Source organism: Halomonas halmophila, assembly GCF_006540005.1.
Lineage (GTDB): Bacteria > Pseudomonadota > Gammaproteobacteria > Pseudomonadales > Halomonadaceae > Halomonas > Halomonas halmophila.
This window is the reverse complement of the sequence record NZ_BJOC01000014.1, coordinates 1-22,764: the sequence shown is the minus strand read 5'-3', so window position 1 is coordinate 22,764 and position 22,764 is coordinate 1. Positions and strand designations below refer to the sequence as shown.

Genomic DNA, 22,764 nt, shown 5'->3' with positions numbered 1-22,764 from the left:
GTGATCGGACCCTACCGGGACATGCGGATTGGGTACTGGGTACTGGGCACCAGGTCCTGGGTCTTGGGGGTTCTTACAGCTTAGAGCTTACGGCTTAGAGCTTAGAGCTTACGGCTTACAGCTTTCCGTTCAATCGGTACACTATGCGTTCATCTCGCATAGAGCCGGCCCATGTTACCCAATATCCGCATCGTTCTCGTCCAGACGTATCACCCCGGCAACATCGGCTCCTCGGCGCGGGCGATGAAGACCATGGGGCTGACCGATCTGGCCCTGGTCAATCCGCGTTGTTATCCGGACCCCGAGGCATCACGGCTTGCGGCGGGCGCCGAGGATGTGGTCGATCAGGCACGCGTCTTCACCTCGCTGACCGAGGCTGTCAGTGACTGCACCCAGGTGGTGGGGGCCAGTGCGCGCCTGCGCAGCTACCCCTTGCCCCACTATGACGAGCCCACCGAGATGGCCGCCGATCTCGTTGCCAATGCCCGCCAGGGGCCGGTGGCTCTGGTCTTCGGCCGCGAGCGCTTCGGTCTGGTCAACGAAGAGATCCGCGACTGCAGCCACCAGGTCAGCATTCCCGCCAACCCGGATTATGGTGTCCTCAATCTGTCCCAGGCGGTTCAGGTGCTGGCCTACGAAACCTTCAGCGTCTGGCGCCGACAACCCGACAGTGACTACCAGGCGCCAGCACATGACTCGGTGCCACTGCCCACGCGCCAGCAGCTGCATCACTTCCACGACCACCTGTCGCAAGTCATGCACGCCAGCGGCTTCATCACCCAGCCCCATGCGCGCACCGAGGAACAACTACGCGCCCTCTTCGATCGCGCTCAACCCACGCGACGGGATATCTCCCTGCTGCGCGGCCTGCTGAGTTCGCTCGAAAAGGGTATGCAGGGCGACGACCACTGAACCTCACCGTCATGACAGTGTCATCTTCCACGGCCATCATGACGTGTCCCGGGTTGTCGGGATGCAAGGGACACTGACACTTCCGCGACACGGATGCCAGGGTGCAGGAAGCCCCTGAGGGAGATCGGCATCAGGATGGTGCCCAGGGAGGACGACTCGATGCGCCACGGTGCTCACCACCGTGGCGTGTTTTGTTCGTGGTGCTGGCCCTCGGCGTGACCCACTGTGACTGGCATCACACCAGCAGTGATCAGCCGGCCGGCGTCAGCCAGCTCGCATAAGCTTTCAGGTCATCCCCCAGGTCACCACGGGTAACACGCTGGTAGAGCGCCTGGATCCGCGCCGTGAAGGAATCGGCGGCCACTCGCTCAGTAGGTGCCGGCGCGCCCTTCAAGGCGCCGATATGGCGCCCGTCAAGCTCGCGCAGCGGCAATATCTCGGCCGCCGTGCCCGTGACGAAGGCCTCATCGGCGGTATACAGCTCGTCGCGCGTGATGCGGCGCTCCACCACCTCGGTACCCAGGACGTCCCGCGCCAGCTGAATGACGCTGTCGCGCGTGATGCCCTGCAGGCAGGAGGTGGTCGGCGGGGTATGCAGGACGCCGTCGCGCAGCAGGAAGATATTGGCGGCCGAGGCCTCCGCCACATAGCCCTCGGTATCCAGCATCACGGTCTCGTCGAAGCCCGCCTTGACGGCGCTGTTCAGGGCCATCATGGAGTTCACGTAATTGCCGTTGGTCTTGGATCGACAGGCCGTGACATTGACATGATGACGCGACCAGGAGGCGGTGATGGCCCGCAGCCCCACCAACGCCGCTTGCGGCGTGATGTAGGCGCCGAGGTCCCAGGCGGCCACCATCACGTGAGTGGTCAGACCCTTGGCTCGCAACCCCAGGCCCTCGGCGCCCAGGAAGATGGTCGGCTTCAGATAGGCATCCTCAAGCTCATTGCGCACCAGGCACTGTCGCTGAGCCTCGATCAGCGCTTCACTGTCGAATGACAACGGAATATCGAGGATATGGGCGCTTTCCACCAGCCGGCGCGTATGAGCCTGGGCCCGGAAGAGATGGGTACCCGAAGCCCCCGAATAGGCCCGCACTCCCTCAAAGCACCCCATGCCATAATGCAGGCTGTGCGTCAGCAGGTGGGTCGTGGCATCTCGCCACGGCAGCCATTCACCGTCCAGCCAGATCCAGCCATCACGATCGTACAGGGGTGTCATGTGTCTCTCCTGAGCTCTTGAATGATCCGAACCAGCGACGCTGCCAGTCATCCATCAGTTGACGCTGATGCGCCTGCAGGTCCTGATACCCCCAAGCCGCGATTTCCTCGTTCTGCGGGTCCGGCAGGGCGATACGGCTACCGCTCAAGGCCTGAATCACGGCATGGCCGCAGAACGGTACATAACCTTCCGAATAGCCGCCCTCGTGGATGAATACCAGCCGCCCCTCACAGAGACGTGCAGTCAGGTCGCGCAGCGCCCTGGTCATGTCACCGAAGGCGCGGCTGTTGAGCATCATCTTGCCCAGCGGGTCCTTGGCACAGGCGTCAAAACCGCAGGCCACGATCACCATGTCCGGTGCGAATGCTTCGATGGCCGGCACGATCAGCGTCTGCATGGCATAGTCATAAGCCCCGAGGCCGCAGCCCGGCGGCAGCGGGAGGTTGAGGTTGGTGCCCTGCCCGTCGCCACTGCCGAACTCCTCGAAAGTCCCGGTCTCCAATGGATAGTTGCCGTCCTGATGCACCGAGATGGTCAGCACCTCCGGGTCGTCATAGAACGCGGATTGCTGACCATTGCCGTGATGCACATCCCAATCGAGAATGGCGACGCGCTTCACCAGGCTCTGGGCTCGCGCCTGGAGCACCGCCACCGGAATATTGCCCAGCAGGCAGAAGCCCCGCCCCTGGTCCGCCTCGGCGTGATGGCCGGGGGGCCGGCACAGGGCATAGGCATTGCGCAGCTCGCCACGCGCCACCGCCGTCACGGCGCCAATGGCCAGGCCGGCCGACTGCCGCGCCGCGGCCAGACTGCCCGGCAGATAAGGCGCACAGTCACCGGCATCCCCGCCCTGGGCGGCATCGCCCGCCTGCAGGCGCGCCAGATAGTCCGCAGTATGAAACCGCCGCAGCGCCTCATCCTGGGCCGGCGGGGCCTTGATCACCTGCAGCTCATCGATCAGGCCCGAGACCTCCAGCAGGTTCTTCAGCCGCCGCTTGCTCTCGGGACTTTCCGAGGCCGGCTGGGGCTGGCGATATTCGCCGGTCGAGGCAAAGACCCCGATCGCACCAGGGTCATGCCAGAAACACCGTTCGTGCCAGAAAAACCCCGTACTCACTCGGCGTCGCTCCGGGCTTCCCAGACCTCGATGGCCGCCGCCAGGTCCTCCAGCGAGGCCCCCACCGACTTGAACACCGTGATGGCCTCGGGTCCGCTGCGCCCCGGTCGGGTGCCGGACACCAGCTCGGCCAGCTCGGCCCGCATGTCCTCGAAGGCGAAGGCCCCCTCGTCGATGGCCTGATGGATATCACCGGCTTCACCACGGGCCCCCGCATAGGTATCGACGAACACCTCGCCACGCCGCAGGCACTCGCCATCGGTCTCGCGCATGCTGGGGCGGAAGGCGCCGATCAGATCCAGGTGAGTGCCGGGCGACAGCCACTCGCCGCGCACCAGCGGCTCGCTGGACAGCGTCACGCAGCTGATCAGGTCGGCCTCACCACAGGCGGCTTGCAGATCCGTCACCGCCCGGGTCTCGAAGCGCTCGGCATAGGCCGCCGCGATCTTCTCGGCCTTTTCCGGCTGACGCCCCCAGATCAGGACGCGCTTGATCGGCCGCACCGAGGCGTGTGCCTCGATGACCATCGGCGCCAGCTTGCCGGTGCCGACCACCAGCAGGGTCTCGGCGTCTTCCCTCGCCAACTCGCGAGTGGCAAGCGCCGAGGCCGCGGCCGTGCGACGCCGGGTGAGCTCGCTGCCGTCGATGCAGGCCAGCGGGCGCCCGTGCTGCCCCTCGCTGAGGAAATAGACGCCCGAGATGGCCGGCAGGCCGTGCTGAGCGTTCTGGGGAAAGACATTGACCATCTTGACGCCGATATAGCCATCCTGCTCCCAGGCCGGCATCAGCAGCATCGTGGCTTCGCCATCATGACGGTGCATGGCGTGGTGATGCCGCGGTGGTGACTCCACGCCGTGACGAAAGGTATCGGCCAAGCGGTTGACCAAAGCTGGCCAGGCCAGGTTGGACGCGACTTGTTCGGCATCGATGATACGCATATCAGCCCTCCGGCAGCGCTGCCACGACCATGATTTCGACTTTCCACTCGGGTTTGGCGAGCTGGGCCTCGACCGCGGCGCGCACCGGCGGACGTCCCGGCGTCACCCAGGCATCCCAGGCGGCGTTCATTTCGGCGAACTCCGCCATGCTGTTGACCCAGATCTGCGCCGAGATCAGCTGGTCGCGCGAGGTGCCGGCCTGCTCGAGCAGGCTGTCGATGCGCGCCAGTACCTGTTCGGTCTGTTCTTTCATGCCCGCACTGGCATCGCTGGGCACCTGGCCCGCCAGGTAAACGGTGCCATTGTGAATGGCGATCTGGCTCATGCGGGCGTTGCTGTCGTGAAGGGTCAGGCTCATGGGTCTCTCTCGTCTCAAGTAAGCGAAGTGTCGCGAATGGTGCCCTCAGGCACCGGTGAAGCCATCCATGAAGGCGGCAAGGTTGTGACTCAGGTATTGCGTGGGGTAACCCCCCTCCTGGACCAGCACCGTGGGCAGGTCCAGTCGGGCGAGTCGCCGCCCCACCTCGACGAAGTCCTCGCGCTCGAGCGCCAGCCCGGCCAGAGGATCAGCCTTGTGAGCATCCAGCCCCAGCGCCACGACCACGGCCTGGGGAGCGAAGTCCGTCATGCGCGCCAGCAGGCTGTCGAGCGACTCGAGGAAGGCCCGGCCGTCGCTGCCCAGCGCCAGTGGAAGATTGACATTGGTCCCGCGCCCCGGGCCACTGCCGGTTTCATCGGCGCCACCCCAGTAAAAGGGATAGAAGTCCGCCGGGTCGGCATGCAGTGACCCCGTCCAGACATCATCACGCGCGTAGAAGATATCCTGGGTGCCATTGCCATGATGCAGGTCCACATCGACGATGGCCACGCGCGTGAAGCTCTCCCGCAGCACCGTGGCCGCCAGGGCCGAATTGTTGAGAAAGCAGAAGCCTCCGGCGCGCTCCGGTCCGGCGTGATGCCCCGGCGGACGACACAGGGCATAGGCCTGACGTTCGCCACCACTCACCGCCTCGGCGGCCACCTGGGCGGTCGCCGCGCTGGCCAGGATACCGGCAAAGCTGTCGGCGGTGATCGGACAGGCCATGTCGTGCAGATGCCAGCCGGCCTGCCCCACCGGTTGGCGCGGATAGTGGTAGCCCCCGCCGCAAGGGTGCACATTGGGCGCGACGATCTCCGCCGCATCCGGCAGGGCCTGCCAGCGCTCATGGATGGTTTCCAGAAACGTCAGGTAGCGCGGCGTGTGAATGCAGGCCAGGCGTTCCCGGAGCACTGCGCTGTCGACGCACCCAGGTGCCGTCAATGACAGGCCGGCTTCGGCCAGGCCCTCCGCCAAAAGCTCGGCACGCACCGGCCCCTCCGGCGAAGGCGCCGGCCGGCCCCGCAGCAGAAAATTCTCCGGGGCATGGCGCTCCTGGTCGGGATGATAGAAAAACCTCATGCTCGATATCCTTTCAGCAGCCTTCACCCCAGCAGGGAGGGAATCCAGGTAGAGAAGAACGGGAAGGCCGCCAGCAGCATGATCACCGCAATGAAGGCACAGTAGAACGGCAGCGACGCCAGGATGGCTTTCTCATAAGGCACCTCGGCGATTCGTGCCGCCGTCATCAATGTCATGCCGACTGGTGGCGTCACATTGGCGATGTTCAGGGTGACGATCATGACGATGGCGAAGTGCAGCGGATCAAAGCCCAGCGACACCATTGCCGGCACGATCACCGGTCCGATCACCACCAGTGCCGGCAGCACGTCCATGACTGTACCCAGCACGATCAGCAGCAGGCACACCAGCATGATCTGAATGAAAGGTACATCGCTGAAGGTGGTAATGATTTCGGCCGCCTCACGCGCAATACCCGAGCGCGTCACGAACCAGCCGAGCACCGCCGAGGTAGCCAGCAGGAAGAACACCACACCGGAAAACTTCACCGTGGTGACCAGCGCCTTCCAGATCTTCTTGAAGGTCAGGTTGCGGTAGAAGACCACGCCAATGAAGATCGCATACACTGCCGCAAACCCGGAAGCCTCGGTAATGGTGGTCATGCCCGACAGAATGCCGCCCAGAATGATCAACGGCACCAGCATCGCCGGGAGCGCCGTGAGGAAGGCCATGAAGGCCATGCGCAGCGGCGTGGCCGCCTGCTTGGGATAGCCTCGCTTCCAGGCCAGCACGATGCTGGTGGCCAGCAGCGCGAGTGTCATGAGGACGCCGGGAATGATCCCGCCGGCAAAGAGGTCAATCACCGAGGTATCGCGCAACAGGGTCGCATACACAACCATCACTACACTCGGCGGGATGATCGGCCCGATGATCGAGGAACAGGCGGTGATCGCCGCGGCATACTCGGCGTCATAGCCCTGTTTCTTCATTTCCGGAATCATGATCTTGCCGATCGCCACGGTGTCGGTAATGGCGGCCCCCGTCAGGCCGGCAAAAAATAGCGATACCGTGACGTTGACGTGGGACAACGAACCGCGAACGCGTCCGAAGAGCGCATTATTGAAGGCGATCAATTTCTGGGTCAGCCCGCCCTGATTCATCAGTTCGGCAGTAAAGATGAAGTATGGCACGGCGATCAGCATGTACCCGGAGACACCGGAGAACATTCGGCTGGCAATGATACCCACCAGGGGCTCACCGCCCAGCGAGTAGACACCGGCAACACCCGATATAGCCATGACCACGGCCACGGGCGCCCCGATCAACAACACAACAACAAAAGCAATGATGGCAGGCGTCATGAGCGCGACTCCTTGTCCTGAGCCGTGGAGCCAGGCTCCTCGTTATCGTCACTGTGCAATGCTTCCTCGATGACGACGGACTCATCAATGAAATGTTCCAGCAGACTGAAGCCGTGGACCAGATGCAACAGGAAGATCACGCCGGCAATCGGTACTGCTGCTGCCGTCCATTGGCGCGAAATCTGGATGGCGTCCGACACCATGTAGGTCTGCGTGGCATTCTGGAAAAAGCCCCAGCCGTACCAGATCACCAGCAGAGCGAAGAAGGCGATAATCAACAGCGTCAGGGCCGCCGCGACCTTGACCAGCGACTCGGGCAGAATGCGCATCAACAGCGTCATGGCGACGTGTTCGCCGGCATGCAGTGCAATGGTCGAGGACAGCATACCGATCCACGGCAGGAAGAGTCGGGCCAGTGAATAGGTCCAGCTGAGCGCGCCTCCGGTGAAGAGCGTATACAGAAAGCCCGTGAAGGAGATCGCCAGCATGCCGAGAATACAAGCCACGCAGATGACGATCGCGACCTGGTTGACGGCATCGCTGAGGCGACGGGCCTGGGTCAATAAAGCCATGGACGAAACCCGAAGCTAGGTGCGTTAGGAAAAGCGGCAGCGGCCAGGCACAGGCCTGCCGCTACCGCACCCGATGGGGGGGACTGTCAGTGTCGTGCTTACTGGCCGTAACGCTGGAAGGTCTCTTTCGGCAGCGACTGGCGCAGCTCCTCGACCTTGCCAAGCATGTCCTCGACCAGTTTCTGGTCGACGCCAAAGTCATTGACGATCCAGTCCTTCCAGGCCGGCCGCGCGATTTCGGCCATGCGCTGCCGCTCGTCGGTCGGCATGATGTAGCACTTCTCGAACAGCTCGCAGGATTCCTGCCAGCTGGCCGTGGCCAGCATCGCCGACGCACCGTGGCTCAATTCGACGGCCTCACGGGCGGCAGTGGTGACGATGCGCTGATACTCCTCGGGCAGTTCCTGGAACCAGGTCTCGCTGACCATCCAGGAAGCGCTGTTGTAGACGTGGCCGGTCAGGGTCGTGTAATTAGTGACTTCATCCAGGCCGTAGGTGGTGTTGATCACCGGCGCATTGAACTGGCCGTCGACCAGACCGGTTTCCAACGCGGTAATCAGCTCGCCCCAGGGCAGCGGCGTGGCGGAAGCACCCAGCGCCTTCATGGTTGCCACATGGGCCGGGTTTTCCTCGGTGCGGATATTCAGGCCCTCGAGGTCCTCGACGGTCTTGATCAGGCGCTGGTTGTTGGTAAAGGCAACGAAGCCACCCCCATCATCGAAGGTGCCCAGATAGCGCATGTCGGCTGCCTCGATGGTGCCGGACATGAAGTCGGCGAACCACTCGCTGTCGAAGAACGCCCAGGCCTGGCGCCAGTTGTCGAACAGGAAGGGAGCCGTGACGATCTGGTAGTTTTCATAGAAGGACGACATGGCACCCGACGTCAGCACCGTGGACTGCAGGGCACGACCGCCGGCCTGGACCTGGGAACCGGTCTCGACCTCGGACCCCATCTGACCACCACCGAAGATGCTGACCGCCAGATCACCGTCGGTGCGGGTCTCGACCTGCTCCTTGAAGTGCACCAGCGCCGGGTAGATGCTGTTGCTCTTGAGGTTTTCGGGAATCAGTGTGGCAATTGCCATCTGATAGGACTGCGCCTGAGCCTGGGTGCTGGCAATCGCCAGGGGCAAGGCAGCCAGCGCCGCCCAACGAGCAAGGGAAGTCTTTTGCATGATGATATCCTCGCGTCTTCACTGTTGTTGTTGTTCGCCGGAGAGTCCCGAAGCGAACCGCTACCCAGCAATGTAGAAAGCGTGACGAAATCCTGCTTGCCTGCAAATGAGAACTTTTTGCCCCAGACTCGCGCACCCTACCCCTGGGCAAGCGCCTCGCTCAGACGCCGCTCACGGGAAGGCGAGACATCGAAGGCCCGCCGATAGGCCCGGGAGAAGCTGCCTTGATCGCGGAACCCGACCAGGGCCGCCACCTGGCCAAGGCTCAGGCCACTGTGATTGACCAGGGTCCGGGCATGATCGAGGCGGCGTTGCTGCACATAGGCCAGGGGCGTCATGCCCAGGCGCTCGCGGAAACAGGTATGGAAATGGCCGACACTCAGGGCACACTGGGCGGCCAGGCAGTCGACACGGATTTCCTCGGCCAGGTGCCGGTCGATCCAGTCGTTCAGGCGCGCCATGTCCAGCCGGCCATCCCGCCCGGCGGCATAGGCACTTCCGTGGGCAGACAGTGGCTGTGACTCGAGATGCAGGTACAGCGCGCGCAGCAGCAGTGCGGCAATCTCGCTGTGCAGCGCCGGACATTGCTCGAGCTGCTGCATCAGGCTGTCCGCCAGGCGATTCAGCTCCGGCGGCACCCCGAAGAAGCGCGGCTTGTCGAAGAGCCGCTCCATCTCGCTGGCATCGCGCAGGTCCGGCAGGCTGGCCACCGGGATGTCCAGCACGAAGGTGCGGTTGTTGCCGTCGCCGAGATATTCATGATGGTGGGCACAGGGAATCAGGCAGCCACGACTGCCGGTGACCCGTTCGGCATTGCCTTCGATGGACAGCTCGGTGGTGCCTCTGGTTGCCAGAATCAGTTGATGGTGGCCATGCGAGTGGGCCACGTGTTCACGGGCAAGATTGGTGGCGCGTAGATCAAGGAGTGACATCGCGCAGACCCCGGCAATGGTGGTGAAAACCAATTCACCATGCGCCTGGCCCGACGGCACTTCAAGCAGCCCCCCACAACCCCATGTCAACGCTGTGACAGCCACGGAAAAAATGCGTCAGTCGACAGGGAGAAATCGGAAAAAAACCCCAGTGGTCATCCGCCGATTGTTTGCTATTGTCGGCGGCTTGCGCCTCTGGCCCGCCGGACCGGACGCGCCACACATCTCAGCCATCCCCCAAGCGAGGAGTACGCCGATGGGTTCACGCCCCCTGCCCGAGACGGTCCCCACCACCATGTCGGCCATGCTGCTCACCGGCCACGGCGACATCGACACCCTGGTCTATCGCCAGGATGTGAGCACGCCGACGCCCCGAGCCGGTGAAGTGCTGGTCAAGGTGACGGCCACCGCCAAGAACAACACCGACCGCAAGGCCCGCGAAGGGCTCTACCCGACCAAGGACAAGGGCGAAGTGGCTTCCTTTGCCATGGGGGGCTCGCCGACCCTGACCTTTCCGCGCATCCAGGGCGCCGATATCGTCGGCCGGGTCGTGGCCGTGGGCGACGGCGTGGACGCAGCACGCCTGGGCGAACGCGGCCTGCTCGACTTCAACCTCTATGCCGACCAGCGCCGCAACATCAACCTGACCCCCGACTACTACGGCCATGGCGCGGATGGCGGTTACGCGGAGTACGTCGCCGTGCCGGCCGACCAGTTCCATCATGTCGCCAATCCGGAACTGAGTGACGGCGAGCTGGCCGCCATGGGCATGTGCTCCTATCAGACGGCCTATCACATGATGACCTCGGCAGGCATCAAGGCCGGCGAGCGTGTCCTGGTCACCGGTGCCAGCGGCGGCGTGGGCACCGCCCTGATCCAGCTGTGCCGCACCATCGGTGCCGTGCCCTATGCCCTCAGCCAGCAGGACAAGGCAGGCCCCCTGCTCGACCTCGGTGCCGAGGCCGTGCTCGACCGCTCCGATATGAGCGGCTTTACCGAGCAGGTCAAGGCCGTGACCGGTGGCGCGCCCATCGACGCCGTCATGGACCTGGTGGGCGGCGAGATGACCGACCGCTTCATCGATACCATGATCTTCGACATGCAGGCCCGCGACAGCTATCCGCGCCTGTCCATCGCCGGCGCCAGCGGCGGCAACATCAGCGAGATCATGTGGACGCGCATCTACCTCTATCAGGTGCAGATATTCGGCGTCTCCCACGGTACGCGTGAGGAAGCCGAGCAACTCATCGCCTGGATCCGCGGCGGCCAGCTCAAGCCGGTGCTGCATGCCGCCTTCAAGCTCTCCGAACTGCACGCCGCGGAGCGCTACTTCGTCAATCGCGGCAGCCATTACCTGGGCAAGATCGTCATCGTGCCGGACAGCGAATGGGCATCGCATGGTGCCCCCCACGCGCTCGAGGAGACCTCATGAGCTACCGCCCCCATGCTCAGGCCAAGAGCCTGCGACTGCTGGACACCCACGCCGGCGGCGACGTGAGCCGCATCGTCCTCGACGGCATCGCCGACCTCCCGGGCGATACCGTGCGCGCCCGGATGGAGTACCTGCGCGACGATGCCGACGGCCTGCGCCGACTGCTGCTCGAGGAACCCTATGGCATCCCCGAGATGTCCGTGGACCTGATCGTGCCGGCCACCTCCCCCCAGGCCGTGGCCGGTTACATCATCATGGAGGTCATGGGCTATCCCATCTATTCCGGCTCGAACACCATCTGCACCGCCACCGCCGTACTGGAAGCCGGGCTGGTGGAAAAGCGGGAAGGTTGGCAACGCTTCATTCTCGAGGCGCCGGCCGGCCTGGTGCAGATCGATGCCCTGGTCAAGGATGACGTGGTGGAAGCCATCACCTGCGAGGGCCTGCCCAGCTACATCGACACCTATCGGGCCAGCATCCATGTGCCGGACATCGGCGATGTCACCTACAGCGTCGCCTACAGCGGCGGCTTCTATGCCCTGGTCGATGCCACCGAGCTGGGCTTCAAGCTGGTCAAGGAAGAAGAGCGTCAGCTGGCCGATTGCGCCCACCGCATCGTCGAGGCCATTCAGGCCGAACGCGGCTTTTCGCACTACACCCTGGGCGATGTCGGCCCCCTGCCCTTCCTGCACTTCATGGGGCCGGTGCACCAGATCGCCGATGACTTCTATCGCTCACGCTCGGCGACCTACGTGCATCCCGGCGTGATCTGTCGCAGCACCACCGGCACCGGCACCTCGGCGCGCCTGGCGCTGATGAATCATGAAGGCCGGATTCAAACCGGCGACAAGCTGGAGACCGTCTCGCTGCGCGAAACCGGCTTCATCGGCGAGTTCACCGGCACCCACCAGGCCGGCGAGCATCAGGTCGTCGACAACACCATCACCGGCAAGAGCTACGTCCTCGCGGACTCGTCGATCATCGTCAATCCCGAGGATCCCATGGTGAAGGACTGGAGCTTTTATCATATCCTCGAGTCGAGCGACGACGACGCCAGCTGAGCCCCGGCCGATCCGGCACCCGGCTCGGTAGCGTCCTGTGTCGACCGGGCGGACACCCGTCCGCCCGGTATTCAACGAGAGTGCCGCATGCCGCGCGTCCTGATCCTGCTCGATGTCCAGAACCTCTACTACACCAGCCGTCACGCCTATCAGCGCAATGTCGACTACAACGCCTTGTGGGCCCGCGCCACCGCCGGGCGCGAGGTGTCACGCGCCATTGCCTATGCCATCGACCGCGGCGATGCCAAGCAGCGCCAGTTCCAGAATATCCTGCGTGCCATCGGCTTCGAGGTCCGCCTCAAGCCCTTCATCCAGCGCGCGGATGGCTCGGCCAAGGGCGACTGGGATGTCGGCATCACCCTGGATGCCGTCCGCCACGCCGGCGCCGTGGATGTCGTGGTGCTGGCATCCGGCGATGGCGACTTTGCCCTGCTCGCCGACACCCTGCGCCAGGAGCATGGTGTCGCGGTGGAGGTCTATGGCGTCCCCAGCCTCACCGCCGAGGCGCTGATACGTTCGGCGTCACGTTTCATTCCCATCGAGGGGCAGCTGCTGCTCGGCCAGTCACGCTGACGGTCACGATTCTTGACAATAAAAAAACACTGTTTCGCTGCACCACAGCCGCCGCATGGCGTATCATGAGCGGCCTGATGGCAAGGGATGCCATCTCCTCCCATGAATGCGCACGTTACAGGTAACAAGCAGGATGCTTTTCAGCAAAGCGTCGGCCTATCTCGCCGGCATCTTCATCACTACCGCCCTGCTCTGCGGTGGGCTCCATTTTGTGGCCCAGCACGTCATCGTCGGTCAGAGCACTTTGAACGAGCCCCAACTACTCGTGCCACTCGGCTGGCTCTCGCTGGGACTCGCCGGGCTCCTCGGCATGCTCAGCCTGGTTGGCTGGAGTGTCGAACGCCTGCGCCCGGGTCGCCTGGCCGGCGAATGAAGACCGTCACGACGACTTGAGCCCCAATCGTCCAGCCAGGCGATGCAGATTCCCCGGGTCCATGCCGAGCGCCCGGGCCGTCGCCGCCCAGTTGTGCTCATGCTCGGCCAGGCGCTGCTGAATCAGACGCCGCTGGAAGGCCGCGGTCGCTTCCCGCAAGGTGGCCTCTTCCCCGGGCGTTGCCTGAGGCCGGTCTTCGTCCACCGACGCCCCACTACTCGATGACCGATGCGGCAGGTCGAGATGGGCCGGCGATATCAGCAGCGTCGAACGACGCGCGTCCCCCGCTGCCCCGCTGGATGCCTCGCCCAGCGCCCGCAGAGCCGCCCTGGCCAGGGTGTGCTCCAGTTCACGCACATTACCCGGCCAGTGCCAGGCCAGCAGCGCGTTCTGGGCCTCATCCTCCAGGCGCAGGTTGCCGAGCCCGAGACGAATGCGGTTCGTCTCCAGGAAATGGCCCGCCAGGAGTGGCATATCCTCGAGCCGCTCGCGCAACGGCGGAACCCGCAACGGAAAAACGCTCAGCCGATGGTAGAGGTCGGCGCGAAAGCGGCCTGCCGCCACCTCCGCGGCCAGATCGCGGTTGGTCACGGCGATCACCCGCACATCGACCTTGCGCGGCGACTCGGCGCCCAGCGGCTGGATGTCGCCCTCCTGCAGCGCGCGCAACAGCTTGGGCTGCAGCGCCAGCGGCAGTTCGCCGATTTCATCCAGCATCAGGGTGCCACCATCGGCCATCACGAAATGACCACGCCGATGCTCGGTCGCCCCCGAAAAGGCCCCGCGACGGTGGCCAAACAGCTCGCTCTCGATCAGCCCTTCCGACAGGGTGGCGCAATTGACCTGCACCAGCGGCCCCTCATGACGCCGCGAGCGACGATGCAGACCCTGGACCACCAGCTCCTTGCCGACGCCGGTTTCCCCGTGCAGCAGAACACTCATGTCGGTGGGGGCCACCATCTCGATGGCCTCATCGAGCCGTTGCATGGCCGCACTCTTCCACCGCCGGTCGATCTCGGCCGAAGGAGGCCGGGCCAGGGCCTCGTTGAGCCGGGTTCGCGTCGCCCTCAAGCGTTCGGCGAGACGCAGGCAGGTCCCCAGCAGACGCGCAATGCTCAGCAGCTGCTCATCATCCAGCACATCCAGGCTGCCCGGCTCGAGGGCATCCAGCGTCAGCACACCGATCAGCCGCTGCTCGTCGCGCAGGGCCACCCCCAGGCAGTCATGCACATCGCTGAGATCATCATCCAGCAGACCATCGAAGGGATCCGGCAGGGAACTGTGCTCGGCAAACCGGCACACACCGGGATGATTGGCAATCGCCGCCAGCCGGGGATGCTCCTGCAGGGCAAAGCGTCGTCCCCGCACTTCATCACTCAGCCCCAGCATGGCCACCGGACACAGCGCCTCGCCATCCGCCACCATCAGGGTGCTGGCATCGGCCGGAAAGTCGCCCACCATGGCCTCCAGCAGCTGCCGCCAATGGGCTTCGGAGGCCTCATGCTCGGCAAGCTGTGCCAGCAAGGCACGCAATGCCTGAAGAAATGCCGTCATGCTATCGCCTTGTGTCGGTCGCGGGGATATCCACGGGGAACACTGTCATCATGACACCATGGTGTCATTTTGACGATTGTCCTTTTGATCATGGTACCTGCCTGCCCGGCTGGCCTGGCTTCAACCTGATCGACAAATCCTTTCTCCTGCTCCATGACTCCAGATAATTCAGTATTTTACGAAGGCCCTGCGACAGGATGTCGCAATGACACACCCATGGCACGGCCCTTGCTCCTGTCAGCATGAAGCCCGCCGTTGCACGGCAGGTCCTGCGTCACTCGATCACCGACAGGAGACACCATGCTCACCCAGGCCCAGGAAATCATCATCGCCGATACCGCCCCGGTCGTCGCGGAGCATCTGAATGCCATCACCGCGCACTTTTATCCGCTGATGTTCGAGCGTTACCCGGAGGTCAAGCCGCTCTTCAATCAGGCTCATCAGGCCGATGGGGGCCAGCCGCGGGCACTCGCCGGTTCGGTGCTGGCCTATGTGCAGCTGCGCCAGGACCCGGCCCGGGCGCGGCACGTGCTGGAAAGCGTGGTCAACAAGCATGTGTCGCTCAACATCCAACCGGACCAGTACCCGATCGTCGGCGAGTGCCTGATGGCGGCCATCGGCGATGTGCTGGGTGACGCCGTGACGCCCGAGGTCGCGGATGCCTGGGGCGCCCTCTACCAGGAACTGGCAGACCTGCTGATCGAGCTCGAGGGCCAGCGATATCGCGCCTTCGCCGCGGCACCCGGCGGCTGGCGAGGCGAGCGGCGCTTTCGTATCGCCCGCACTCGTCAGGAGAGCGCGGTCATCCGCTCCTTCGTGCTCGAACCGGAAGATGGCCAGCCCGTCGCCGATTTTCAGCCGGGTCAGTTCATCGGCGTGCGCCTGATGATCGACGGCACTCCCGTCTATCGCCACTACAGCCTGTCGGCATCGCCCAATGGGCGCAGCTACCGGATTTCCATCAAGCGCGAAGCGCGGGGACAGGTCAGTCGCCACTTCCATGACAACCTGGACGTCGGCGATGTCATCGAACTGCTGCCACCGGCCGGTGACCTGACACTGCCGGAGGAAGGCCAGGACCCGATCATGCTGCTGAGCGGTGGCGTCGGCCAGACACCGATGCTGTCGCTGCTTCGCCAGGCCCTGCAGCAGGGGCGCCGTGTCACCTACCTGCATGCCGCCCGGGATCAGGCCCAGCATGCCTTTGGCGACGAATTGCAGGCCTGCCGCCGCGACTACCCGCAGCAACTCGAGGTCGTGACCCTCTACGAGCAGGCCGACGAGTATCCGGCGAAGGCGCCTTCCGGTCGCGTGACCCGCGCACTGTTGGCCGAGCACCTGCCAAGCGGCAACCCACGCTGCTATTTTGTCGGCCCCCAGGGCTTCATGGTGGCCGTCAACCAGCACCTGGCGGCGCTGGGCGTGCCGGAAAGCCATCGTCATTTCGAGCACTTCGGTCCCGCGCGGGCACTGGAAGCCGCCTGAAGGTCAGGCCGGTCGAGTGTCTCAGGAAGCCTGCAATGCTCGTTCCTGCTGACGGTGCTTGAGGGGAGAGTCACCGAAACAGCGTTTATAGTCGCGACTGAACTGCGAGACGCTGCGGTAGCCAACGGCCTCGGCGGCCTGATTGACGTTGCAGGCCTCCTGCACCAGCAGCTGCTGGGCCTTGATCAGCCGCAACCGTTTCAGATACTGCAACGGCGAGGCCTGGGTCACCTGCTTGAAGTGCTGGTGAAAGGTCGAAGGGCTCATGCTGGCCTGTTGTGCCAGCGTCTCGATGGCGACATCCGCCGCATAATGCTCGTGCAGCCAGGTCAGTACCTGAACGATGCGCGAATAGTGGCCATCATGCTGCACCAGGGCACGCATCGCGGCGCCCTGCTCGCCCTTGAGCGCTTCGAACACCACATCGCGGACCCGGGCCTCGCCCATGGCCGTCGTCTCGGCCGGGTCATGCAGGGTGCGCAGCAGGCGTTCGACAGCCGCTTGCATGCCGGCTGTCATCGACACCGAATCCATGGGAGTCGGCGACTGCTCCACCTCGGGCTCGCCCATGGCCGTCACCAGCTCGCCGAGCAGTGCCGGGTCGAAGCGCACCGAGACGCCGAGCAATGGTGCCTCTTCGGACGCGTGCGTCTCGCACTCGAAGGGCAGCGGCAGGGTCTGCACCAGATACTGACCGGGGCCGTAATGGATCTCCCGATCGCCCAGATGACCGACTTTGTGCCCCTGGGCAACAATGATCAGGCTGGGATCATAGATCAGTGGCGTGCGCGGTACCGGACGTCGCGACGCCATCAGCGTGACGGATGGCAGGGATGTCGGCATATAGCCATCACGCTCGACCAGCGGGGCGATCAGCTCGATCAGTGGACAGGGTCGCGCGGCGGACTCGGTCATGCGGCTCCTTGACGGCATCAGGCAAATGAATGGGACAATTTTAGCCCCTTGAATAGCGCCGCGTCGCCGCTGACTGGAGGAATTGACAAAAATTCCGGAGAAACCTCGGTCCTGTCCGGTGCTGACCGGCCCCATAATGCGGGGGTACATCAACCCGATGGAACCAACAGGAGAGCCACATGAGTGCCACTCGTGCCTATGCCGCTCAGGCAAGCGACCAGCCCCTGACCCCCTTCAACTTCGAACGTCGCCAACCCCGCCCGGACGACGTTGCCATCGAGATCCTCTACTGCGGCGTCTGCCATTCCGATCTGCACTTCGCCCGCAACGACTGGGGCTTCAGCCAGTACCCGCTGGTGCCGGGCCACGAGATCGTCGGCCGGGTCACTTCCGTGGGTGACGATGTCAGTCAGTTCAAGGTCGGCGACATGGTCGGCGTGGGCTGCATGGTCGACTCCTGCCGTCACTGCCAGGCCTGTGCCGATGGCGTCGAGCAGTACTGCCTGGAAGGCATGACCATGACCTATGGCAGCCCGGATCGCCAGGACGGCACCATGACCCAGGGCGGCTATTCCGACAGCGTGGTGGTCAGCGAGCACTTCGTGCTGCGCATGCCCGAGGGCCTCGACCCGGCCGCCGCCGCGCCGATCCTGTGCGCCGGCATCACCACCTATTCGCCGCTGGTCCACTATGGCGTCAAGCCCGGCCACAAGGTCGGCGTCATCGGCATGGGCGGCCTGGGCCACATGGGCGTCAAGCTGGCCAAGGCGCTGGGCGCCGAGGTCACCGTCTTCACGCGCACCGAGGCCAAGGTCGAGGAAGCCCGTCGCCAGGGCGCGGATCACGTCGTGGTCTCCGGCGATGATACCCAGATGGAAGCCGTGGCCGAGACCTACGACTTCATGCTCGACACCGTGCCAGTGCAGCACGACTTGAACCCCTACCTGGCCACGCTCAAGTACGACGGCATCCATATCATGGTCGGCCTGGTCGAGCCCATCGAGCCGGCGATTCAGGGCGCCAACCTGGTCTTCAAGCGGCGCGTGCTGGCCGGCTCGCTGATCGGCGGCATTCCCGAGACCCAGGAACTGCTCGACTTCTGCGCCGAGCACAATATCACCTGCGATATCGAGACCATCAACATCCAGGACATCAACACCGCCTACGAGCGCATGGAGAAGGGTGACGTACGCTACCGCTTCGTCATCGACATGGCATCGCTCAAGGACTGATCGGCCGAGCCTTACAGGTCGCTTCATGGCACCGGCCGCCTCCAGGGGCGGCCGGTCGTTTTGCTCCAGCCGATAGTCCGGTTCTTACAGGAGAACTTGCATGCAGTCCCGCTTTTTCACCCTCACCGATCACCCCCAGGGCACGCCGGCTCGTGAGCTGTTCGCGCTGCGCGAAGCCGAGCTCGACGAGCTCGCCGACGGCGAAGTCCGGGTGCGCAACACCTGGTTGTCCGTCGACCCCTATATGCGCGGCCGGATGACCGGTGTCACCACCTATATCGAACCCTTCGAGCTGGGCGCGCCGCTCGAGGGCGCGGCCATCGGTGACGTCATCGAATCCCGTGCACCAGACTTCCCGGTAGGCACCAAGGTCCGCCACATGCAGGGCTGGCGCGATATCGCTCAGCTGCCGGCCAGCCATCTCGAGCCCCTGCCCGGTCATGACGTGCCCGAGCAGACCTATCTGGGCGTACTGGGCATGCCGGGCATGACCGCCTGGGCCGGGCTTAACCGCATCGCCGAGATGCAGTCGGGCGACAACGTCCTGGTCAGCGGTGCGGCCGGTGCCGTGGGCTCGCTGGCGGTGCAACTGGCCAAGGCCAGGGGTGGCACCGTGGTCGGCATCGCCGGCTCCCAGGCCAAGCTCGACTGGCTCGAATCCCTGGGCGTCAAGGCAGTCAGCTACAAGGACCGCGACGCCGGCGAATTGACCGCCGCCCTGTTGGACGCCTGCCCCGAGGGCTTCGACGTCTATTACGAAAACGTCGGCGGCGTCTGCCTCGAAGCGGCACTGAACACCCTGCGCGTCGGGGCGCGTATCGCCGTGTGCGGCCTGATTGCCGGCTACAACGACACCGCACCGGCCCCCGGCCCCAGCAACCTGGCCATGGTGCTGATCCGCCGGGCGCGCATGGAAGGCTTCATCGTCTTCGACCACTGGTCGCACTACCCGACCTTCCTCGAGGAAATCGGCCCTCAGGTAGCCCGCGGCGACCTCGAGCACGACGAAACCGTCATCGACGGCCTCGAACAGACCCCCGACGCCTTCCTGAAACTCTTCGAAGGCGCCAACCGCGGCAAGATGCTGGTAAGACTCTGAACCGTTCCGGGCAGGCCGTTCCCCACGGCCTGCCCAGCCCCAAACGCCCATCACCGCGGCTCTTGTCTCCCAGTCCCCCTCGCCTTTCGCCTTTCGCCTTTCGCCTTTCGCCTCTCTACTCTCTCATCCCTCTTTCCTCTTTTTATCTTCGCTCTGCCTTCAGCTTTTCGCTACCCGCCCGCGGCTTGCTTCCAACCGCTCGTTTCTCGTCGCTCGCGACTCGCTTCCTGCACCACGCCACTTCCAGCTTCCGGCTTCCAGCTTCCAGCTTCCAGCTCTTCTCTCTTACCTCTTCCCTCTTCTCTCTTGCCCCCCATCTACCTTGGTCTAACTCTGAGCGCATTACCTTTACGTTAACGTAAAGCTTTCTTAGGCTTTGCGTATTACCCCGATGAACCCTTGTCGCGCCCCAGGCGCCACACACGATCCGTGGAGTTCGCCATGTATTCGCCCTATCAGCCTCTCGATTTCGGGCTCCCCGATGAGCTGAACATGCTGCGCGACCACGTCAACGCCTTTGCGCGTGACGAAATCGCGCCCCGAGCCGCCGAGATCGATGCGCAAAACGCCTTCCCGGCCGATCTCTGGAAAAAGTTCGGCGACATGGGGTTGCTGGGCATTACCGTGGCCGAGGAAGACGGCGGCAGCGGCATGGGCTATCTGGCCCACTGCATCGCCATGGAAGAGATTTCGCGGGCCAGCGCCTCGGTGGCGCTCTCCTACGGCGCCCACTCCAACCTCTGCGTCAACCAGATCAAGCTCAACGCCAACGCCGAGCAGAAGGCCAGATTCCTGCCCGGCCTGATCCGCGGCGACCAGGTCGGCGCCCTGGCCATGTCCGAGCCGGGTGCCGGCTCCGATGTGGTCTCCATGAAGCTCAAGGCCGAAAAGCGCGGCGAGCACTATGTGCTCAACGGCAACAAGATGTGGATCACCAACGGCCCCGACGCCGATGTGCTGGTGGTCTATACCAAGACCGATCCGGACGCCGGATCGAAGGGGATTACCGCCTTCATCATCGAGAAGGACATGCCGGGCTTCTCCACCGCCCAGAAGCTCGACAAGCTCGGCATGCGCGGCTCCAACACCTGCGAGCTGGTCTTCACGGACTGCCAGGTGCCCGAGGAGAATGTGCTCGGCGAGGTCAACAAGGGAGCGCGGGTGCTGATGAGCGGCCTGGACTTCGAGCGCACCGTGCTGGCCGCCGGCCCCATCGGCATCATGCAGGCCGCCATGGACGTGGTGGTGCCCTACCTCCACGAGCGCGAGCAGTTCGGCCAGCCCATCGGCGAGTTCCAGCTGGTACAGGGCAAGGTCGCCGACATGCTGACCACCCTGAACGCCTGCCGGGCCTACCTCTATGCCGTCGCCGGCGCCTGCGACCGCGGTCGAACCTCGCGCAAGGACGCCGCCGGCGTGATCCTCTACTGCGCCGAAAAGGCCACCCAGGTCGCCCTCGACGCCATCCAACTGCTCGGCGGCAACGGCTACATCAACGAATACCCCACCGGCCGCCTGCTCCGCGACGCCAAACTCTACGAAATCGGCGCCGGCACCAGCGAAATCCGCCGCATGCTGATCGGGCGGGAAGTGTTTAACGAATCGGCGTAAACGCAGAAGGAAGAAGGAAGAAGGAAGAAGGAAGAAGGAAGAAGGAAAGCTAATACAGGAGAGTGTGACTTCAAGGGTTTTCTTCCCTCTTCAAGGCACGAAGTGCCGCCTTCCCTCTTTCAACTTTGCCGACGCCGGAAGCTCGCGTACCAAACCACGCAAGCCAGTTCAGGAAACAAAACATGTCCATCTTGCAGACCCAAATCAACCCTCGCAGCGAGGGGTTTCAGGCGAACGACGCGGCGATGCGGGCGGAGGTGAACCGCTTGCGGTCGTTGACGGCGGCGGTTCATCAGGGCGGCGGCGAGAAGGCGCGGGCGCGTCATGAGTCGCGGGGCAAGCTGTTCGTGCGTGACCGTATCGACCATCTGCTGGACGAGGGATCACCCTTTCTGGAGCTTTCCGCGCTGGCGGCGCACGAGGTCTACGACGATCCGGTGCCCAGCGCCGGGGTGGTGACCGGCATCGGCCGGGTGTCCGGGGTGGAGTGTGTGATCGTTGCCAACGATGCCACGGTCAAGGGCGGCACCTACTTCCCGCTGACCGTGAAGAAACACCTGCGCGCCCAGGAGATCGCCCGCAAGCATCGCCTGCCGTGCCTCTACCTGGTGGATTCCGGGGGCGCCTACCTGCCCTGCCAGGACGAGGTCTTCCCGGACCGCGACCACTTCGGGCGCATCTTCTACAACCAGGCCACCCTCTCCGCCGAGGGCATCCCGCAGATCGCCGTGGTCATGGGCTCGTGCACCGCCGGCGGCGCCTATGTGCCGGCCATGGCCGACGAATCGATCATCGTGCGCGAACAGGGCACCATCTTTCTCGGTGGGCCGCCGCTAGTGAAGGCGGCCACCGGTGAGTCGATCAGTGCCGAGGACCTGGGCGGCGCCGATGTTCACGCCAAGGTGAGTGGCGTGGCCGATCATTACGCCGAGAACGACGCCCATGCCCTGCAACTGGCGCGGCGCTGCGTGGCACACCTCAACTGGCAGAAACGCGGCCAGCTGGCCATGCAGGCGCCCAAGGCACCACGGCTCGACCCGCAGGAACTGTACGGCATCGTCGGCACCGACCTGCGCAAGCCGTTCGAGGTGCGCGAAGTGATCAGACGCATCGTCGATGACTCGGCCTTCGATGAATTCAAGCGCACCTACGGCGACACCCTGGTCACCGGCTTCGCCCATATTCATGGCCATCCGGTGGGCATTCTCGCCAACAACGGCGTGCTCTTCTCTGAGAGCGCGGTCAAGGGCGCCCACTTCATCGAGCTGTGCACCCAGCGCGGCATCCCGCTGGTCTTTCTGCAGAACATCACCGGCTTCATGGTCGGCTCGAAATACGAACACGAAGGCATCGCCAAGCACGGCGCCAAGCTGGTCACCGCCGTAGCCTGCGCCCGGGTACCCAAGTTCACCGTGCTCATCGGCGGCAGCTTCGGCGCCGGCAACTACGGCATGTGCGGCCGCGCCTATGACCCCAACCTGCTGTTCATGTGGCCCAACGCGCGCATCTCGGTGATGGGCGGCGAACAGGCCGCCGGCGTGCTCGCCCAGGTCAAGCGCGAGCAGCTCGAGCGCGAAGGCCGCGAATGGAGCGACGCGGAAGAAGCCGCCTTCAAGCAGCCGACCCGCGAGCAGTACGAGCACCAGGGTCACCCCTACTACGCCAGCGCCCGCATCTGGGACGACGGCGTCATCGATCCGGCGCAGACCCGCGACGTCCTCGGCCTCTCGCTCGCCGCCGCCATGAACGCCGAAACCGAAGACACCCGATACGGAGTGTTCAGGATGTAAGGCCACGCTACGCGTGGAGCCGTAAGCCGTAA

General features: G+C 64.3%; 21 protein-coding genes. 10 read left to right on the top strand and 11 right to left on the bottom strand.

Annotation, left to right across the window (positions count from 1 at the left end):
- Positions 1-171: 171 nt before the first annotated feature.
- On the top strand, positions 172-912 hold the full coding sequence (locus tag HHA01_RS04975) for an RNA methyltransferase (protein WP_141318359.1): 741 nt from the start codon (positions 172-174) through the stop codon (positions 910-912).
- Between the two features lie 250 nt (positions 913-1,162).
- On the opposite strand, the gene HHA01_RS04970 is transcribed toward HHA01_RS04975, so the two are convergent.
- The 9 genes from HHA01_RS04970 to HHA01_RS04930 form a co-directional block, all read right to left on the bottom strand.
- A complete protein-coding gene (locus tag HHA01_RS04970; protein WP_141318357.1) occupies positions 1,163-2,134 on the bottom strand; it encodes a branched-chain amino acid transaminase in 972 nt (323 codons plus the stop codon).
- Positions 2,112-3,251, bottom strand: coding sequence for a class II histone deacetylase (locus HHA01_RS04965; RefSeq protein WP_218023783.1), 1,140 nt, complete (start codon positions 3,249-3,251; stop codon positions 2,112-2,114). The genes HHA01_RS04970 and HHA01_RS04965 overlap by 23 nt, the downstream gene beginning before the upstream one ends.
- On the bottom strand, positions 3,248-4,189 hold the full coding sequence (gene lhpI / locus HHA01_RS04960) for a bifunctional Delta(1)-pyrroline-2-carboxylate/Delta(1)-piperideine-2-carboxylate reductase (protein ID WP_141318353.1): 942 nt from the start codon (positions 4,187-4,189) through the stop codon (positions 3,248-3,250). Before lhpI ends, HHA01_RS04965 begins: the two co-directional genes overlap by 4 nt.
- Position 4,190: 1 nt before the next feature.
- The gene (locus tag HHA01_RS04955; RefSeq protein WP_141318351.1) at positions 4,191-4,547 is read right to left on the bottom strand and encodes a RidA family protein; all 357 of its coding nucleotides are present in this window, start codon (positions 4,545-4,547) and stop codon (positions 4,191-4,193) included.
- 45 nt (positions 4,548-4,592) lie between these two features.
- Positions 4,593-5,627: a histone deacetylase family protein gene (locus HHA01_RS04950; protein ID WP_141318349.1), complete on the bottom strand. Its 1,035-nt coding sequence runs from the start codon at positions 5,625-5,627 to the stop codon at positions 4,593-4,595.
- A gap of 23 nt (positions 5,628-5,650) precedes the next feature.
- Entirely contained in the window at positions 5,651-6,928 is a 1,278-nt protein-coding gene (locus HHA01_RS04945; RefSeq protein ID WP_141318347.1) for a TRAP transporter large permease, read from the bottom strand.
- Positions 6,925-7,500: a TRAP transporter small permease gene (locus tag HHA01_RS04940; RefSeq protein WP_141318345.1), complete on the bottom strand. Its 576-nt coding sequence runs from the start codon at positions 7,498-7,500 to the stop codon at positions 6,925-6,927. The genes HHA01_RS04945 and HHA01_RS04940 overlap by 4 nt, the downstream gene beginning before the upstream one ends.
- A 98-nt stretch (positions 7,501-7,598) precedes the next feature.
- Positions 7,599-8,675 (bottom strand): TRAP transporter substrate-binding protein, encoded by a 1,077-nt coding sequence (locus HHA01_RS04935; RefSeq protein ID WP_141318343.1) that lies wholly within the window; start codon positions 8,673-8,675, stop codon positions 7,599-7,601.
- A 137-nt stretch (positions 8,676-8,812) separates the two neighbouring features.
- Complete coding sequence (locus HHA01_RS04930; RefSeq protein WP_141318341.1) at positions 8,813-9,607, bottom strand: AraC family transcriptional regulator; 795 nt, start codon at positions 9,605-9,607, stop codon at positions 8,813-8,815.
- A gap of 256 nt (positions 9,608-9,863) precedes the next feature.
- On the opposite strand from HHA01_RS04930, the gene HHA01_RS04925 reads away from it, so the two are divergent.
- From HHA01_RS04925 to HHA01_RS04910, 4 genes are all read left to right on the top strand, one after another.
- Positions 9,864-11,039 (top strand): alcohol dehydrogenase catalytic domain-containing protein, encoded by a 1,176-nt coding sequence (locus HHA01_RS04925; protein ID WP_141318338.1) that lies wholly within the window; start codon positions 9,864-9,866, stop codon positions 11,037-11,039.
- On the top strand, positions 11,036-12,100 hold the full coding sequence (locus tag HHA01_RS04920) for a proline racemase family protein (protein ID WP_141318336.1): 1,065 nt from the start codon (positions 11,036-11,038) through the stop codon (positions 12,098-12,100). The genes HHA01_RS04925 and HHA01_RS04920 overlap by 4 nt, the downstream gene beginning before the upstream one ends.
- 87 nt (positions 12,101-12,187) lie before the next feature.
- On the top strand, positions 12,188-12,673 hold the full coding sequence (locus HHA01_RS04915; RefSeq protein WP_141318334.1) for a LabA-like NYN domain-containing protein: 486 nt from the start codon (positions 12,188-12,190) through the stop codon (positions 12,671-12,673).
- 133 nt (positions 12,674-12,806) lie between these two features.
- Complete coding sequence (locus HHA01_RS04910; protein WP_141318332.1) at positions 12,807-13,046, top strand: hypothetical protein; 240 nt, start codon at positions 12,807-12,809, stop codon at positions 13,044-13,046.
- Positions 13,047-13,052: 6 nt separating this feature from the next.
- On the opposite strand, the gene norR is transcribed toward HHA01_RS04910, so the two are convergent.
- Positions 13,053-14,600: a nitric oxide reductase transcriptional regulator NorR gene (norR, locus tag HHA01_RS04905; protein ID WP_141318330.1), complete on the bottom strand. Its 1,548-nt coding sequence runs from the start codon at positions 14,598-14,600 to the stop codon at positions 13,053-13,055.
- Between the two features lie 300 nt (positions 14,601-14,900).
- On the opposite strand from norR, the gene hmpA reads away from it, so the two are divergent.
- Positions 14,901-16,085: an NO-inducible flavohemoprotein gene (gene hmpA, locus HHA01_RS04900; protein ID WP_141318328.1), complete on the top strand. Its 1,185-nt coding sequence runs from the start codon at positions 14,901-14,903 to the stop codon at positions 16,083-16,085.
- Between the two features lie 21 nt (positions 16,086-16,106).
- On the opposite strand, the gene HHA01_RS04895 is transcribed toward hmpA, so the two are convergent.
- Positions 16,107-17,000, bottom strand: a complete 894-nt coding sequence (locus HHA01_RS04895) for an AraC family transcriptional regulator (RefSeq protein WP_141318326.1) — start codon at positions 16,998-17,000, stop codon at positions 16,107-16,109.
- A 179-nt stretch (positions 17,001-17,179) separates the two neighbouring features.
- On the opposite strand from HHA01_RS04895, the gene HHA01_RS04890 reads away from it, so the two are divergent.
- From HHA01_RS04890 to HHA01_RS04875, 4 genes are all read left to right on the top strand, one after another.
- On the top strand, positions 17,180-18,232 hold the full coding sequence (locus HHA01_RS04890) for an NAD(P)-dependent alcohol dehydrogenase (protein WP_141318324.1): 1,053 nt from the start codon (positions 17,180-17,182) through the stop codon (positions 18,230-18,232).
- A gap of 100 nt (positions 18,233-18,332) precedes the next feature.
- A complete protein-coding gene (locus HHA01_RS04885; RefSeq protein WP_141318322.1) occupies positions 18,333-19,331 on the top strand; it encodes an NADP-dependent oxidoreductase in 999 nt (332 codons plus the stop codon).
- A gap of 441 nt (positions 19,332-19,772) precedes the next feature.
- Entirely contained in the window at positions 19,773-20,942 is a 1,170-nt protein-coding gene (locus tag HHA01_RS04880; RefSeq protein ID WP_141318320.1) for an isovaleryl-CoA dehydrogenase, read from the top strand.
- 182 nt (positions 20,943-21,124) lie between these two features.
- Positions 21,125-22,732: a carboxyl transferase domain-containing protein gene (locus HHA01_RS04875; protein WP_141318318.1), complete on the top strand. Its 1,608-nt coding sequence runs from the start codon at positions 21,125-21,127 to the stop codon at positions 22,730-22,732.
- Positions 22,733-22,764: the final 32 nt, after the last annotated feature.